Source organism: Streptomyces spororaveus (assembly GCF_016755875.1).
Taxonomy (GTDB): Bacteria; Actinomycetota; Actinomycetes; order Streptomycetales; family Streptomycetaceae; genus Streptomyces; species Streptomyces spororaveus.
This window is the reverse complement of sequence record NZ_BNED01000001.1, coordinates 1-14295: the sequence shown is the minus strand read 5'-3', so window position 1 is coordinate 14295 and position 14295 is coordinate 1. Positions and strand designations below refer to the sequence as shown.

At 69.7% G+C, this 14295-nt stretch carries 15 protein-coding genes; 7 read left to right on the top strand and 8 right to left on the bottom strand.

The window, feature by feature from the left end; all coding sequences use genetic code 11:
- The first annotated feature begins 98 nt into the window (after positions 1–98).
- Both Sspor_RS00070 and Sspor_RS41410 read left to right on the top strand, forming a co-directional pair.
- Positions 99–1619: a protein kinase domain-containing protein gene (locus tag Sspor_RS00070; RefSeq protein ID WP_202197097.1), complete on the top strand. Its 1521-nt coding sequence runs from the start codon at positions 99–101 to the stop codon at positions 1617–1619.
- Positions 1620–2001: 382 nt separating this feature from the next.
- Entirely contained in the window at positions 2002–2151 is a 150-nt protein-coding gene (locus Sspor_RS41410; protein WP_373318721.1) for a hypothetical protein, read from the top strand.
- Positions 2152–2195: 44 nt separating this feature from the next.
- Here Sspor_RS41410 and Sspor_RS00060 read toward each other — a convergent pair whose 3' ends face one another.
- Positions 2196–4301: a tetratricopeptide repeat protein gene (locus tag Sspor_RS00060; protein ID WP_202197096.1), complete on the bottom strand. Its 2106-nt coding sequence runs from the start codon at positions 4299–4301 to the stop codon at positions 2196–2198.
- 175 nt (positions 4302–4476) lie between these two features.
- Here Sspor_RS00060 and Sspor_RS40970 point away from each other — a divergent pair, with 175 nt between their 5' ends.
- A complete protein-coding gene (locus Sspor_RS40970; protein ID WP_272934799.1) occupies positions 4477–4602 on the top strand; it encodes a hypothetical protein in 126 nt (41 codons plus the stop codon).
- 147 nt (positions 4603–4749) lie between these two features.
- Positions 4750–4932 carry a hypothetical protein gene (locus Sspor_RS00055; protein WP_202197095.1) on the top strand — a complete coding sequence of 61 codons (183 nt, stop codon included), beginning with the start codon at positions 4750–4752 and terminating at the stop codon, positions 4930–4932.
- 836 nt (positions 4933–5768) lie between these two features.
- Here Sspor_RS00055 and Sspor_RS00050 read toward each other — a convergent pair.
- Both Sspor_RS00050 and Sspor_RS00045 read right to left on the bottom strand, forming a co-directional pair.
- A complete protein-coding gene (locus tag Sspor_RS00050; RefSeq protein ID WP_202197094.1) occupies positions 5769–7166 on the bottom strand; it encodes a tetratricopeptide repeat protein in 1398 nt (465 codons plus the stop codon).
- 1128 nt (positions 7167–8294) lie between these two features.
- Entirely contained in the window at positions 8295–8627 is a 333-nt protein-coding gene (locus tag Sspor_RS00045) for a trypco2 family protein (protein ID WP_202197093.1), read from the bottom strand.
- A gap of 754 nt (positions 8628–9381) precedes the next feature.
- Between Sspor_RS00045 and Sspor_RS00040 the strand changes: the two genes are divergently transcribed.
- From Sspor_RS00040 to Sspor_RS00030, 3 genes are all read left to right on the top strand, one after another.
- Positions 9382–11313 carry a serine/threonine-protein kinase gene (locus tag Sspor_RS00040; RefSeq protein WP_202197092.1) on the top strand — a complete coding sequence of 644 codons (1932 nt, stop codon included), beginning with the start codon at positions 9382–9384 and terminating at the stop codon, positions 11311–11313.
- A gap of 251 nt (positions 11314–11564) precedes the next feature.
- A complete protein-coding gene (locus tag Sspor_RS00035) occupies positions 11565–11846 on the top strand; it encodes a hypothetical protein (RefSeq protein ID WP_202197091.1) in 282 nt (93 codons plus the stop codon).
- Between the two features lie 293 nt (positions 11847–12139).
- Positions 12140–12403, top strand: coding sequence for a hypothetical protein (locus Sspor_RS00030; protein ID WP_202197090.1), 264 nt, complete (start codon positions 12140–12142; stop codon positions 12401–12403).
- Here Sspor_RS00030 and Sspor_RS00025 read toward each other — a convergent pair.
- From Sspor_RS00025 to Sspor_RS00005, 5 genes are all read right to left on the bottom strand, one after another.
- Positions 12358–12870, bottom strand: coding sequence for a DUF6233 domain-containing protein (locus Sspor_RS00025; protein WP_202197089.1), 513 nt, complete (start codon positions 12868–12870; stop codon positions 12358–12360). The two genes, Sspor_RS00030 and Sspor_RS00025, sit on opposite strands and share 46 nt — an antisense overlap.
- Positions 12871–12872: 2 nt before the next feature.
- A complete protein-coding gene (locus tag Sspor_RS00020; RefSeq protein ID WP_202197088.1) occupies positions 12873–13043 on the bottom strand; it encodes a hypothetical protein in 171 nt (56 codons plus the stop codon).
- A complete protein-coding gene (locus tag Sspor_RS00015) occupies positions 13040–13291 on the bottom strand; it encodes a DUF8825 domain-containing protein (RefSeq protein ID WP_202197087.1) in 252 nt (83 codons plus the stop codon). The genes Sspor_RS00020 and Sspor_RS00015 overlap by 4 nt, the downstream gene beginning before the upstream one ends.
- A 120-nt stretch (positions 13292–13411) precedes the next feature.
- Positions 13412–13786, bottom strand: coding sequence for a DUF6193 family natural product biosynthesis protein (locus Sspor_RS00010; RefSeq protein ID WP_202197086.1), 375 nt, complete (start codon positions 13784–13786; stop codon positions 13412–13414).
- A gap of 164 nt (positions 13787–13950) precedes the next feature.
- Positions 13951–14295: hypothetical protein (locus tag Sspor_RS00005; RefSeq protein ID WP_308445505.1), on the bottom strand; the 345-nt coding region annotated here is incomplete at its 5' end.

The following is a 14295-nucleotide window of genomic DNA, read 5'->3' as shown; positions in this document are numbered from 1 at the left end:
GGAAGTCGGCAACGCCGGCGGAGGAGCTGACGTGGACGGGACCGCACGGGCCCGCGATGACTACCCTGTGAGCGTTCTATACCTAAGGGGTGGGGATCGTGGGGGATGTATCCGAGGGTGTTCTGATCGGCGGGCGTTATGCCCTCATCCGGAGCATCGCTGCGGGCGGGATGGGAGAGATCTGGCATGCCCGTGACACCAACTTAGGGGTTGATGTCGCCCTCAAACAGGTCACCCTGGACCCGCAGGCGACTCCCGAGCAGATTCACGTCTCGCTCGCGTATGCGAAGAAGGAGGCCCAGCACGCGGTCGCGTTGCGCTCCCACCCGAACATCGTGGCGATTCACGATGTCGTCGTGCATGACGGCGTACCGTGGATAGTCATGGATTTGGTGAGGGGCCGATCCTTGGCTGCAGTGCTGGAACGCGACGGGACGATCGGGGTCGAGCGTGCCGTCGCCATCGCCGAAGGCGTGCTTGCGGCCCTACGGGCCGCCCACGGGGCCGGAATCATCCACAGGGACGTGAAGCCTGACAACATCATGATCGACGACGGCGGTCACATCTGGCTCACCGACTTCGGCATCGCCAAGCACCAGACGGACACCAAGATCACATTCACCGGTACCGTGGTCGGCGCCCCGCAGTACATGGCTCCCGAGCGGTTCGATGACAAGCTGTTACCAGCGGGAGACCTGTGGTCCCTGGGTGTGACCCTGTACCAGGCCATCGAGGGCGTGTCCCCTTTCCGTCGAGACTCGTTGATGGCGACCATCAACGCGGTCAACGCCTTCCAGCCGCCAGCCCCGGTGAACGCTGGCCGGCTCACGACGCTGATCACGGGACTCCTTGACAAGGACCCGGACCAGCGGCTGACCCTCGTGGAGGCCGAGGCGCTGCTGGCCGGACGGGAAGCCCAGAAGACGCTGATGGCAACCCCGCCGGTTGAGCCGCCGCCCGACGAGGCCGACCCCGTCGTGCGAGTGTCACCCGATGACCCCGAGATCCCTTCAGAACCGAAGATCCGCGCCCGCGCCCTGAAACTCACGGCAACGTTCGCCATCGGGTGCCTGGTCGCGGGCGGCGTTGCTTGGGCCGTGGCCGCGCAGTCACATCACCCCAGCGACACGGCCCAACCGGTAACCACCGCAGTGATCGACACGTCGCCGTACTGCACGATCAAGTCGAACTCCACCAGTGGCTACCTCGGGGCCGTCAACAGCGGGGGCCTTGAAATGAACGCGCTGCAACTCGGCGCCACGGTCCCCAGCACGTGGGAGCGCTTCACACTCGTGGCCGCGCCCAGCAACGACTCCTCGACCGTCAACTACGGAATCAAGACGGCGAACGGTCACTACATCGGAGCCGTCAGCGGCGGCGGGTTGTCGTCCAAAGCGATGTACGCGGACCGTACAGCGGTCCGCGACTGGGAACTGTTTGCGCTGGTGCCGACCGGCGGGCAGGGGTTGTACGCCATCAGGACCTGGAACGGCTACTACCTCACCGGTGTGAACGGCGGTGGCAGCCTCCCAGGCGAGCCCGTCCGCACCGACTCCAGGGCAATCGGCCCCAGCGAGGTCTGGCGCATCACCTGTGGCCTCTCAGAAGCACAGTCGTAAGGGGGCACGTGATCCCCGCCGCGATCATCGCCACGGCGGCGGCACCAAACCATGGCAGCGCACGGCGACTGCGCATGTCAGACGGCCACTACCCCCCTCGCATTCTGGTTCTACTTGTGGAGAGGCGGCACTTCAGCTGCGCGCTATTCCTCACCCTGTGGCTTCCGGCGGAAGATACGGATTCGTCATCGGACCCGGTGGCGAGTCCGGCATCCACGCGTCCCGTTGGGCACCGCTGCATGCCAGTACGGACGGGAGGGTGGAATCGCTGGCCCTGGCCACCCATGCAAGACGCTGGGCCAAGACCATCACGAGAATCACTGGCAAGGCCGTCGCCTCCCTTGACCTCGACGGGGACGAGCAAGTACCTGAGATTCAGCGCATGACTGACACCCGGTGGCGGAGCGCGGACTCACTCATCGCCCTCTACCGCGGTGAGGCCGTCAGCCTTGAGCACCTCAATGCCTTGAAGCTCGCATCTACGGCGGCCTCGATGAGTGGGGCCTCTACGGCGGGCCTGCTCGACGGCTGACCCCTGGACCGGGGCTCTCCGAGCACGGGGCGCTGCCCCGGCTGTCAGACCCGACTACCCCAGTGGAGCAACGCCTGGCGGGCGAGGAGGGTACGTGAGTGGTCGGGGCCGAGGACGCGGGTGACGTCGGGGATGAGGTCGGTCAGGAGGCCCCGTGCGGTCTGCGGGTCTCCGGCCTCGCCGGTCCAGTGCGCCAGGTTGTGGCGGGCGATCAGGGTGTGCAGGTGATCGGGGCCGAGGATGCGGGTTCGGTCGGTGACGAGCTCGGTGAAGAGGCCCCATGCGGTCTGCGGGTCTCCGGCCCGGCCAATCATCCGGGCGTGCTCATTGCGGGAGGCGAGGGTGTCCGGGTGGTCAGGGCCGAGGACACGGGTGACGTCGGGGATGAGGTCGGTCAGGAGATCCCGTGCGGTCTGCGGGTCTCCGGCCTCGCCGGTCCAGTGCGCCAGGTTGTGGCGGGCGATCAGGGTGTCCGGGTGGTCGGGGCCGAGGACTCGGGTGTCGTCGGGTACGAGGTCGAAGTGGAGGTCCCGTGCGGTCTTCGGGTCTCCGGCCAGACCGATCATCCGGGCGTGCTCATGGCGGGCATTGAGGGTGTCCGGGTGGTCGGGGCCGAGGACGCGCGTGTTGTCGGGTACGAGGTCGGAGTACAGGTCCCGTGCGGTCTTCGGGTCTCCGGCCGCGCCGGTCCAGTGCGCCAGATTGTGGCGGGAGATGCGGGTGTTTGGGTGGTCGGGGCCGAGGATGCGGGTTCGGTCGGTGACGAGGTCGGAGTGGAGGTCCCGTGCGGTCTGCGGGTCTCCGGCCAGACCGATCATCCGGGCGTGCTCATGGCGGGAGGCGAGGGTGTCCGGGTGGTCGGGGCCGAGGACGCGGGTTCGGTCGGGGATGAGGTCGGAGTGGAGGTCCCGTGCGGTCTGCGGGTCTCCGGCCTCGCCGGTCCAGTGCGCCAGGTTGTGGCGGGCGAACAAGGTGTCCGGGTGGTCCGGTCCCAGGACGCGGGTGTCGTCGGGGATGAGGTCGGTGAAGAGGTCCCGTGCGGTCTGCGGGTCTCCGGCCTCGCCGGTCCAGTGCGCCAGATTGTTGCGGACCTGGAGGGTGTCCGGGTGGTCGGGGCCGAGGACGCGGGTGGCGTCGGTGACGAGGTCGAAGTGGAGGTCCCGTGCGGTCTGCGGGTCTCCGGCCCGGCCGATCATCCGGGCCTGCTCATGGCGGGAGGCGAGGGTGGCTGCGTAGTTGTTCATGGCGTTCGGGCTGGTCACAGCGTTGTTCGGGACGGCGCTTGTTTCGAGTGCGGTGGTGATCCGGGCGACGGTGTCGCTGTCGTTGTCGTTCACGGCCGAAGCCCTGGCCAGCGCGGCCTCGATATCGTCGCCCTCGGGGTCCTCGCCGTCCGGCGGATCCCCGGCGGGGACGGAAACGAGTACGGGCAGCTGCTCCAGGGTGTCGGGGCGGAGCCGGGCGAGTTCCCCGGTCAGCTGGTCGATCTTCTCCTGCAGGCGGGCGGCGAGTTCCTCGGCCTCGCGCTGCTTCTCCCGGGCCCGGGCGAGTTCGCGCTCGGCCCGGTCCTGCTGTCCGAGCGCCCGGGTGAGTTTGCGTTCGGAGGTTTCGGACCCCTCGCCCAAACGGTCCCGCTCCTCGGTGAGATGGATGACGCGCTCCTGGAGCTTGCCGACCATCCCGTACAGCACCCACACCAGCTTTTCGGAGTTCGCGGCTGCCTGTCGCACCTCATTGTGCTGCTCCAGCGCCCGCGTCAGATGCGCGTAGGTTTCCAGATGCTGGGCTTGGACCGCAGCGACGTCTATCACTGCCCCCGGCACAGAGCCGGTCTGCGGGCCGCCGGCCGGGCGGCGCGGTGGATGCAGAGCGGCTTCCAGCAGCCGCAGCGCCTCACCGGTGTGCTTCTCCCGCAACTGCGGCGGGGCCGTCGCGGCGACCAGGGCGGTGACGAAACGCTGGGTGGGGATCTTCCCGCCCAGATATGTGCTGATCACCGAGGACGAGTTCTGGACCGCAGGCTCAAGGTCTCTGAGTGTCTTGTCCGACTCGTCCACCCGGGCGCGTAGGAACTCGGCGAGCCGGCGCACCTCCGGAGCGGTGGTCGTAGGCAGATCGCGCCACTTACGTCCCGGCTTCTTCCCCGCCACCCGCACCCCTTGAGCCGATCTGCTGGTCCCCGGTTCGGTCCGTTCGGGACAACGGCCGTCCTGTCCGGAATCTACCTGCGTTGTTCGGCCCACGGGGTCCGTACAACCCAACTCGCCCCCAAGGTCTGCTCCGTGCCGCACCACCGTGGTGCCGACACCCAAGGGGGAGATACCCATGGACACCCTGTCCGCCGCTGCCGACATCCTTACCATCCTCGCCTCGGCCTTCAGCGTCGGCCTGGAGATCCGGCGCGCCCGCAACGCCGCCCGCACCGACAACGAGGAGGAGGAGACGAGCTGACCGGGGAGGCGGGAGCCGTGTAGCGCAGGACGCCGGCGGCGCAGAGACGGCCCCCCGCACGCGGCACGCGGTTACGAGGTCCTCTGGGGCGTCACGGTGTTGGGCCGGTCGGGGTGACGCCCCAGCCGGCCCGGCGTTGTTCCGGGCATGGACGAGATGCTGGACGTGCTCCTCGACGGGGTCACCGAGCCGCGCCTGAAGCTGATCAGCGGGGACGAGGCGAGGGCTTTGATGGTCCTCCTCGGAGTACTCGACAATGACGGTCAGCCCGAGGAGGTACGCCGTGCCGCAGGGGAGATGCGCTTCCGCCTCGGATCCCGGCTGGCCTGAACCCGAGATGCCACGGCGCGGAACACGGTTGGGCCCGACCCGGGGCCCAACCGGTGTTCAGCCGTGGTCGAGACCCGTAGCGGGGAACTGCTCCCCACGGCGACCAAGCACAGGGCCGATGCCGTGGATCTGGAATGGGAGCACAGGGGCCCCGGTGGAGGACATGGAGAGCTGGCACAGACTCTGCGTCTTCGTCAGGTTCCACGGGGAGGACGGCATCCACCTCACCAGTGGGAATTACGGTCGTTCGACACCGGTGAAGACCCCGATCTCCCGCATGCCCGGTGCCAGGGCGCTCCGCCTGGTTGCGGCCGCCCCGCACTGCCACCCGTGCCCGGGCGAAGACCCAGTCCTCGCCGATTCCGATCCTTCCGGTCACCTTCCACCCGGCCTCCGGAATTCCCCGCCGGGTCGACCTGCGCTAGCCCTGCCACTCCGGCCAGCCCAGCCGGGGGAAGACGGACATGGGACCCGCCGACCTCGCATGGCGGGTAGTGGAGCGATACGCCACGACCCTGCTCGCCGCGCACGAAGAACGCCGCTGAATCCCCCACCAGGGCGAGCTGGAGTTCGCCGCCAGCCTCGCGTGGATCCCCCGAACCGAGGAGTGGGTACGGGCCGCCGTGCCCGACGCGGATGACACCGTCTACGTCGGGAAACTGGTACACCCCTGGAGGGTGGAAGCGCCTACCTGCTGCTCCATGTCGCCCCCGCTGCTCCCGCTCTGGAGGCTGGTCGACGCCATTGCCGCAGCAGCGGAGCACCCCCGGGGAGGGCGCCCCGGGGGCACCACCTGACTCCCTGAGAAGGTGATCGCCTTGCGACCGACTCCGGGCTTACGGTTCGAGCCCTTCTAGCCAGGCCGTCGTGTCCAGGGACTGTTGCAGGGCTGGTCCGAAGAGCTCGGGGTTCGCCTCGGCCAGGGAGCGGCGGATTGTGACGGCTTCCTGGACAGCGGTCAAGCCCTCCTCGCGCCGCCCCACCGCACCCAGGCGGATGGAGAGATTGTTGAGGGCGCTGGCGAGGTCGGGCAGGTAGGCGTCGGGGTTCGCCTCGGCCAGGGAGCGGTAGTGATCGACGGCTTCCTGGGCGGCGGTCAGGCTTTCGTCGTGCTGCCCCACCGCACCCAGACGGACGGAGAGATTGTTGAGGGTCATGGCGAGGTCGGGCAGGTAGGCGGTGGGGTTTGCCCCAGCCAGGGAGCGGTAGTGATCGACGGCTTCCTGGGCGGCGGTCAGGCCCTCGTCGTGCTGCCCCACCGCACCCAGACGGACGGAGAGATTGTTGAGGGCGCTGGCGAGGTCGGGCAGGTAGGCGGTGGGGTTCGCCTCGGCCAGGGAGCGGCGGATTGTGACGGCTTCCTGGACGGTGGCCAGTCCCTCGTCGCGCCGCCCCACCGCACCCAGACAGACGGAGAGATTGTTGAGGGCGCTGGCGAGGTCAGGCAGGTAGGCGTCGGGGTTCGCCTCGGCCAGGGAGCGGTAGCGGCGGGTGAGGGTGGTGGCGAGGCGGGCGGCGGTGGTGGCGAGACGGTGGCTGGTGCGGGGGAATCGGCCGTGCAGCGCGTTGAGGTCGTCGAGGGTGGTTGCGGGGTCGGTGGTGATGGTGTCGAGGGCGTTGGTGAGTGGGGTGGGGTGGTCGGTGCGGGTGGCGGTGGTGACGATGTGCGGGCTGAGTTGCCGGTGGTGGCGAATACAGAGGTCGGTGAGGTGGGTGTCGAGCCTGCCTCGGAAGGCGGGGTGAGCGGCGGCGCGGCTGTAGACGGTGAGGAGTTGTTCGGCCTGGGTGCCGCCGACTCCGTCGAGGAGCTGGTCGGCGAGGTACGGGTCGGCGTCTAGGGTGCGGCCGGTGTGGCGTTCGGCGAGGCGGTCGGGTTGCAGGGCGCCCCACGGTGGACCGTTGCGCGACGTGGTGGCGGGGTAGAGGGCGGCGAGCCAGGCGGTGACCTGGTTGCGGCGGTCGCGGGGTTGGTCCGCGAGCGCGGGCAGACGCTGCCACAGGACGTCGGCGTGTTCACGGTCGGCGGCACCGGTGAGGTGGGCTGCTGCGAGCGCAGTCTTCAGCGTGTCCATGCCCAGGCCGGGGGTGAGGCTGCGGGCCGCGGCGCTGGCCTGCCAGTACCGGGCTTCGTGGCCGAGCAGCCGGTCCTCGACGTCCCGTACGTCCTCTTCTCCTGCGGTGCTGTCCGCGGGTTCGGTCCGTGCGGTGTCGAGGAGGTCGGCGAGGGCGGTCATGTGGAGGGTGAGCGCGTTGCCGTAGGCGTCGTCTTCGCCGAGGTGCCGTGGCGGCTGCAGGGCTGTGGCGGCCGCGGTCCAGTCGTGGCCGGCGAGGCCTGGGACAGCCGGGAGTGCGGTGGCGAGGGCGCGGGCGGCGTCGAGGTAGTGGCCGGCGCGCCGGTCGGGCTTGTCTTCCAGAGGGGTAAGGAGGTTGGTGCGGGCGGTCGCGAGATGGTCCTCGGCCTGGCGGGTGGAGGTGGCAGCCTGCTGCCACCAGTCGCCGGCGGTGCGGGCCAGGAGCAGGAGCTTGAACGGGCTGGTGCCGGGGGTGGCGTCCGGCCTCCAGCAGGGCCGCCGGTGTCACCAGGGCCGGCCGAGCGGCGGGCCGGGTGGTGGGGTCGGCGAGGTCCTGGAACTCCACCGCCTCCAGCGCAACCTGCGGGCCGCCGCCATGATCGGCCAGAGCCGTACGGAAGGCGGGGTCGTGGTGGAGGACGAAGGAGGGGACGACGTTGAGCCGGCTGTGGTCGGAGTGCTGGCGGTCGGAGGCGACGACACCGGTCAGGTAGCGGTCGCAGAACACAGCCGCCCCCGACAGGCCCGACCAGGGCGAGGTTCCGTCGCCCGGCCATCCGGCGGCGGGGGTGCGCAGGTCCATGACGTATTGGTTGCCGACGAAGCCACTGCCGGGGTTCACTTCCCCGTGCAAGTGCGCGGCTTCGACCGGCCTGCCTGGGCGTTGGGCCTCGTCCGGCACACCCCAGGTCTCACAGGAGGTGCCCGGGCGCTTGGTGTCAGGGCGCCCCCACAGGACCGGCGCGGCTGGCGGCCGCCAGTGCGGGGAGCCATCGACGAGGACGAGCGCCGCGTCGTCACGCCCGCCCGGCGTCCCGGCCCACACCACGGTTCCGCCCGCGCTGCCGCCGCCACCCGGGTGGAACACCTGCACGCGGCCACCAGCCGGGCCGGTGACGTGCGCGGAGGTCAGAACCAGGCGGCCCCCGACCGCGTACCCCGACCCCGGGCCTTTCGGCCCGGTCACCGCGGTCACCCTCAGCTGTTCCACTTCCTACCCCACCCCGGTCCCGACACCTGGTCCCGACCACCCCGCCTGGGTCCGGTCGTGCCGACCGGACCGCGCCACCGTCAGTCCGGGATGCGCCCCGACACGTCGCCGGGCCCCTCCGGGCGCTCCTGCGCGGAGCTGACGAGCAGGTCGCCGCCGTCGGGACGCTTGGGGGTGAGAGTGAAGGAGACGCGGTGGGTACGGCCGCGCGAGAGGCCGGCCTCGGTCTCCGCCCCGACCGCCCACAGCTTGAACCCGGCCTTCGCCTTCGCGTCCGCCCGCAGTTCGACCTCGAACTCCATCTCTACCGGACCCACCGCGAATACCACCCCAGGATCCGCGCCGACTTGAGCCGCCGCCGACAGCAGTTCGTCGCGTACCGCAGCCACCGCATCCACCAGAGGAATATCCACCGCACCCACCCCTACGTACCTGCACCTGACGCATGCTCGCGCTGACCTGGCCACCGTAGGACCAGAACTGCGGCGGCCGCAGCCGATCCCGCTTCTTGGCTGCCGTGCCCAGCTCTAGTGCTCTGACCGCATAGGTTCACCGGTTTGGGGTCAGGCTGCGTCGGTGAGGAAGCGTCCGCCCCAGCGGATGGCTTTCGCGCTGCGGATGCGGGCGCATCCCTGACCGCCAGCGCGAGTCCGACAGGCAGATCACAGGACGCCGCCGCGCCGAACCCCTGGACCCGGCGGCTCGCGGCCGAGCCGCGCACCTCGCCCCCGACGCCCCCCCGCGTCCTCTTCGAGCTCGACGACGAGTCCGGCGAATGGCTGCCCGTCGGAGTCGCCGACAACGCCGCCGAGGCCGCCGCCTTCATCCACGGCTGGTGACACCACCACCCACCCGAACCATCCGGCCCCCTGCGCAACGCTGCAGGGGGGGGGCTTGTCTATGCCGAGTGCCTCCAGATCTCCCGCCCGTAGGGCCCACGGGGCGGGTCGAGGGCAGGTGTGAGACAGCACTCGGAGGGGGAGACACCGTGCGGCTGCTGCCAACAATTTCATCGCTTGATGTGCACACCGTCAGGGATATACCAGGCAACGGACTGCGTCTTGTGTGGAAGTGGTGGCGGGGTCGGACAGCGGCTCCCAAGGGGGAGCCTGAAGGGGGTGTGGGGTGGGAGCGTTGGACCCATTGGGCCCGGAGGACCCGCAGCAGGTGGGGCGCTACAAGATCGTGGCGCGTCTGGGCTCCGGAGGAATGGGCCGGGTGTACCTCGGGCGCTCGCCCGGCGGGCGCCCGGTTGCCGTGAAAGTAGTGCGTCCGGAGCTGGCTGGGGATGGCGAGTTCCGGCGACGTTTCAAGCGAGAAGTGACGGCGGCTCAACGGGTCAATGGCGCCTTCACCGCCGGTGTGATCGACGCCGACCCGGACGGCTCGCCAGCTTGGATGGCGACCGTCTATGTGCCGGGCCCCTCCCTCGGTGAGGCACTCGCCGCTCACGGTCCATGGCCACTTCACTCGGTGCTCGACCTGGCCGCTGGCATGGTTGAGGCACTCGAGGTCATCCACGCGGCCGGGGTCATCCACCGTGATCTCAAGCCGTCCAATGTGCTTCTCGCCGCGGACGGACCGAGGATCATCGACTTCGGTATCTCGGTCGCCATGGAGGCCAGTACGTTGACCCGGGCCGGCGTGCTGATCGGCACCCCCGGCTACATGTCTCCGGAACAGCTCCTCGACCGGGCGGTGACCCCGGCCAGCGATGTCTTTGCCCTGGGAGCGGTCTTGGCCTACACGGCCACTGGCGTCAACGCGTTCGGTTCTGGCAGCTCGACCGCGCTGTGCATCCGTACCGTCCAGGAAGAGCCCAGCCTTGATGCCCTCCCTGGTGAACTTCGTGATGTCGTCGCCGCCTGCCTGGCCAAGGAGCCCGATCAGCGTCCGACCGTGGCCACACTGCTCGACCAGCTGACCGGCTCTCGCGGCAAGGACGGAAAGGGGCAGCCCCTCCGCCCCACACTTCTGCTCACAGAGCCAAGCTGGATGCCTGACCAGATCGCCCAGCTCGTTCAGCGGAACGATCCCCCCTCGCCCGTGCCGGACACACGGGCCACCGTGCCTGGGGGGCCCGGCCGGCGCCTACGCGGTTCGAGGAAGTGGTCCTACGCCTGCACCCCCACGGGCTTTTGGGCCACCCCTAGGGAGAGGTACCGGGGGTCAGCCGCGTCCGACGGCCTGGTCTACTGCAGCAGCGGCGCCCTGTATGCGGTGGATGTGACGAGTGGGGAGCAGCGCTGGGTCTATACCTCCCGCGGCAGGGCGTGGTCGTCGCCGGCGGTGGTCGAGGGGATCGTGTACTTCGGCAGTGACGACGGTGGGCTGTACGCGGTGGACGCGAGGATGGGTGAGAAGCGCTGGTCCTTCACCACCGGTGGAACGGTGCGCTCGTCGCCTGCGGTGGTCGGCGGAGTCGTCTATGTCGGCAGCGACGACCGCGGGCTCCATGCCGTGAGCGCGGAAACCGGGGAGCCCCACTGGGCGTTCACCACCGGTGGAATGGTGCGCTCGTCGCCGACGGTGGTCGAGGGGATCGTGTACTTCGGCAGTGACGACGGTGGGCTGTACGCGGTGGACGCGAGGAGCGGCGAGAAGCGCTGGTCCTTCGCCACGGGCAGGAAGGTGCGCTCGTCGCCTGCGGTGGTCGACGGCGTCGTCTACGTCGGCAGTGACAACGGCAAGCTCCACGCGGTGGACGCGGATACCGGGCGGGAGCGCTGGTCATTCCACACCAAGGCCCGCTTGCGCTCGTCGCCAGCGGTGGCCAATGGCATCGTCTACCTCGCAAGCGCAAGGGTCGCGAAAATCACAGATAGGGACGTGATGCCCAAGCTGTATGCGGTTGATGCGGCCACGGGACGCGAACGCTGGTCCTACGAAATCGGTTTGAATGAGGTGCTCTCGCCTGTGGTGGCCAACGGCATCGTCTACGTCGCCTTCGGCTTTCAGCTCTTCGCGTTGCAGGCGGATACCGGGCTACAGCACTGGGTCCACCCTTTAGGTAACAGCCCGGCGTCCTCGCCGGTGGTCGCCGACGGAGTCGCGTACCTCTCCGACGGGTCCAACATGCTGTATGCCGTGCAGACATGAGGCAGGCGCCGCGGTGATATCCGGCTCGCGCCCACGAGCCGTCGGTCGTAAGGCTGCCTGACTGGTACACGGAAACCCCCGGTCGCCTCGACGCACGGGGGTTTCTGCTGCGGTCTGCCCTCGTTGCTTTGAATGAGGACTGGTCTGTCCTTTTGCTGGAAGGGCGGGGCGGCGGGTGTACGGGGATCTGTGGGCGTGGGCGGCCGAGGAACTGGCGAAGGCGGCAGCGCCGGCCGTGATGGTCGGCATTCGTGGCGGGTGCGCTGGCGCAGCAGCGGCAGAAGGACCGGGCCCGCTCTGGCCGGTCCGACGTGTCGGAGCCGCGGCGGGCCGGGGACGCGGTGCTGGTGCGCTTACTGGCTGGCCGAGACATCAAGCCCAGTGACCCCTCCTCGTCGGCCAGCTGGTGGTGCGCGGGGGAGGAGGTGGTGCGTGACCGTACGGCCGCCGAGCTCGCCGCCGGAGCCCGGGATGCCCCTGGGAAGCAGCAGCACATGGTGCTGCGCACCATCGCGGCCGGCGCCGGACGGTGATCCTGCTGGCCTGGCGTGGCCCGTGCGTCGGTTCGTCTGGTCGTCCCGGCGTCCGTGGTGGCGGCCTGGAGCGGCTGGTGGTCGGTGGCGGCCGCCGGCACCGGTGTCCTGTCGGCCGCCGGGGTCGCGGCGGCGGTGACGGGCCCGGCGGTCCTCGGGTGGTGGCGCCCGCGGCTGGCTGGCGCGGACCTGGTCCACAGGCACCGTGTACGCGTACGCCGAAGTGCGCTGGGACGGGGCGAGTTTCTACCCCGTGGACGACCCCGACGATCTTCGACGGGGCCAAGCTGCGGGTGCAGATCAAACAGTCCCGCGAGGGCACCGACCCCGTGCTGGCCGAGCGGGACTTTCCCCAGCTGGAGGCGCGGCTGGAGGACAGCACGTCCAGCGGGAAGCACACCGGCACCTACCGGACCGCGACCATCAGCCACCGGGCCGGCGCGGCCGCGCTCGGCGACTCGGTGCTGTTCCTGGACTGGCACGGCGACGGCCGCGGCTACGTGCGCCACGACTACAGCGGGTCCCCGACGGTCTGGGCCCCGTCGGGGTCAGAGTAGTTGCCGTGGGTGAGGATCGGCAGCAGGGCCTCGGCCGCGTCGCACACGGTGCAGGCGACGGTGCCGGGGCGTGCGAGCACGTCGAGTGCCTGAGTGGTGCCGAGCGGGTGTGCGCGGTCGGTGGCGCCGGAGCAGCCTTCGGCGTGGACGGTGGCGGGCTGGCCGTGGGTGCGGCCGTCGAGCAGCCATGCCCACCGGGTCGGCGCCGAGGTACGGGTGCGCGGGTGGGCCGGGATGCCGCCCAGATCGACCCCGGGGAGGGGGCGCAGCTGCTCGGAGGTGACCCAGGTGCCGTACTCGGCCGGCTCGACGCCGCCCCCGGCGGCCGTCTGCCACAGAGGGACGCCGATGCGGTACATCCATAGCCCGGAGTCGAGCTGCTGGCGTTCGTAGAGCCGGACCCGCTCGATGGCCTGCCCGTCGGGCAGGACCAAAGTGATCGGGGCCGACGGAGAGGCATCGGACACGGTCAGGAGCAGGCCAGCAGCTCTTGCCGGGCCTGCTTACAGGGCGCACAGAGCGGGTTCCCGCCCACCCCGTAGCGGCAGGTGGAGGTGTGGCACCGGGCGCAGGGGCCGGTCTGGCCGGCTGCCCAGGTGGCGACCTGCGGGCGGGGCTTGGTAGTGGTCTGCTCGCTCATGCTGCACCTTCCCCTTCTGTCGATATCGAGGTGTGGGCGGCGCGCCGCAGCTCGACGCCGCCGGTCCGCCAGGCGGCGGGGGCCGCCCAGTGGGGATGGGTGCACAGCGTTCCGGAGAGGGCGATCAGCCGACGCCGCAGCGCGGTCGTACCGGCCCCGGTGGGGACCTGCGCGAGTTCGGCGTACGTCTGCTGCCACGCCCGTCGGAGCGTGATCAGATCCTCGGGGAAGCGGAACGGTGGTCTCACCCCACCAGTGAAACACGTGTTCGATTTCCTCGGCGAGTGCCCACGCCTTCATCGACCCTGTCCTGTTGACCCGTCTCATCGAAGTTTGACCGGAACGGCGGCTGCTGCCTTGCGGCTGGTTCAGTTGGTGGAGCTCTCCGCTGGGGGCCACGGTCCATCGAAGGCTGGCCCGCAGTCGTGCGGCAGGTGGGCCACCACCAACGCGGCCGCCTCATTCGGTGTGAGTGACTCGCCCAAGACACGCGGCGACGCACCCAGTGGCGCGTACACGATGCACGATTGCGCGTCGCCGACGATGAACGGCAGGTCGTTGCTCCATGGGAACTGCGTGTTGCGGTGAAAGGTGAGCGCCCCGTGGCTCGGAAACGGGAACAAGGCCCGCAGCCGAGGTTCGGCATAGGCGGCCTCTATGACTGCGGGCTCTCCCCGTCGCGCCGTGGGATGCCCCTCCAGCATGAGCCGCCAGGTCTTCTCGACAACCATCTCTTCAGCCATCCCGCGATCATGACGTCTGTACCCGGCCAGGACAAACCGCTCCACCCTGATGGTCACACTTCGATGAGACTCACCAAACTTCGCTGAGACAGGTCACCCGTGTGACTGAGCGTTCTACTTGGCCACTGAGCGTTGTAGTTGGCCAGCTGATCGTTCAGCTTCCGTCAGTACCCGTCGTGTGAAGTGCGGGCGACGCCAGCACAGGCCAGCACCGTCGTGGCGGCGGCGTTGAGAAAGAGCGTGAACGTCCATACCCGATCTGCCGACCTGATCAAGCCGCTGCGAAGAAGTTTGTCCCCTGCGCCTTCGCGGATGTCGACCGTCTCATCGAGGCCGAGGGTCACCTGCCCGTGCCTTTGTGCGACCCGGCTGCGGGTCCGGTAGGCGTGGAAGTGCCGGTCGGCGGGGACCAGGCCCTCCCAGACATCGAAGGCGCCTCCCGAGAGCAGGGCCTCTCGCGCGCGGCCACATGCCGGCGTCTGCTCGGCGAGCATCTCGCAGAGGTCATC

Coding starts and splice junctions, on each gene's coding strand:
- Sspor_RS41410 (WP_373318721.1), top strand. CDS start 2,002: ATGACTGACACCCGGTGGCGGAGCGCGGACTCACTCATCGCCCTCTAC.
- Sspor_RS40970 (WP_272934799.1), top strand. CDS start 4,477: ATGGACACCCTGTCCGCCGCTGCCGACATCCTTACCATCCTCGCCTCG.
- Sspor_RS00055 (WP_202197095.1), top strand. CDS start 4,750: ATGGACGAGATGCTGGACGTGCTCCTCGACGGGGTCACCGAGCCGCGC.
- Sspor_RS00050 (WP_202197094.1), bottom strand. CDS start 7,166: ATGACCGCCCTCGCCGACCTCCTCGACACCGCACGGACCGAACCCGCG.
- Sspor_RS00020 (WP_202197088.1), bottom strand. CDS start 13,043: ATGAGCGAGCAGACCACTACCAAGCCCCGCCCGCAGGTCGCCACCTGG.
- Sspor_RS00010 (WP_202197086.1), bottom strand. CDS start 13,786: ATGGCTGAAGAGATGGTTGTCGAGAAGACCTGGCGGCTCATGCTGGAG.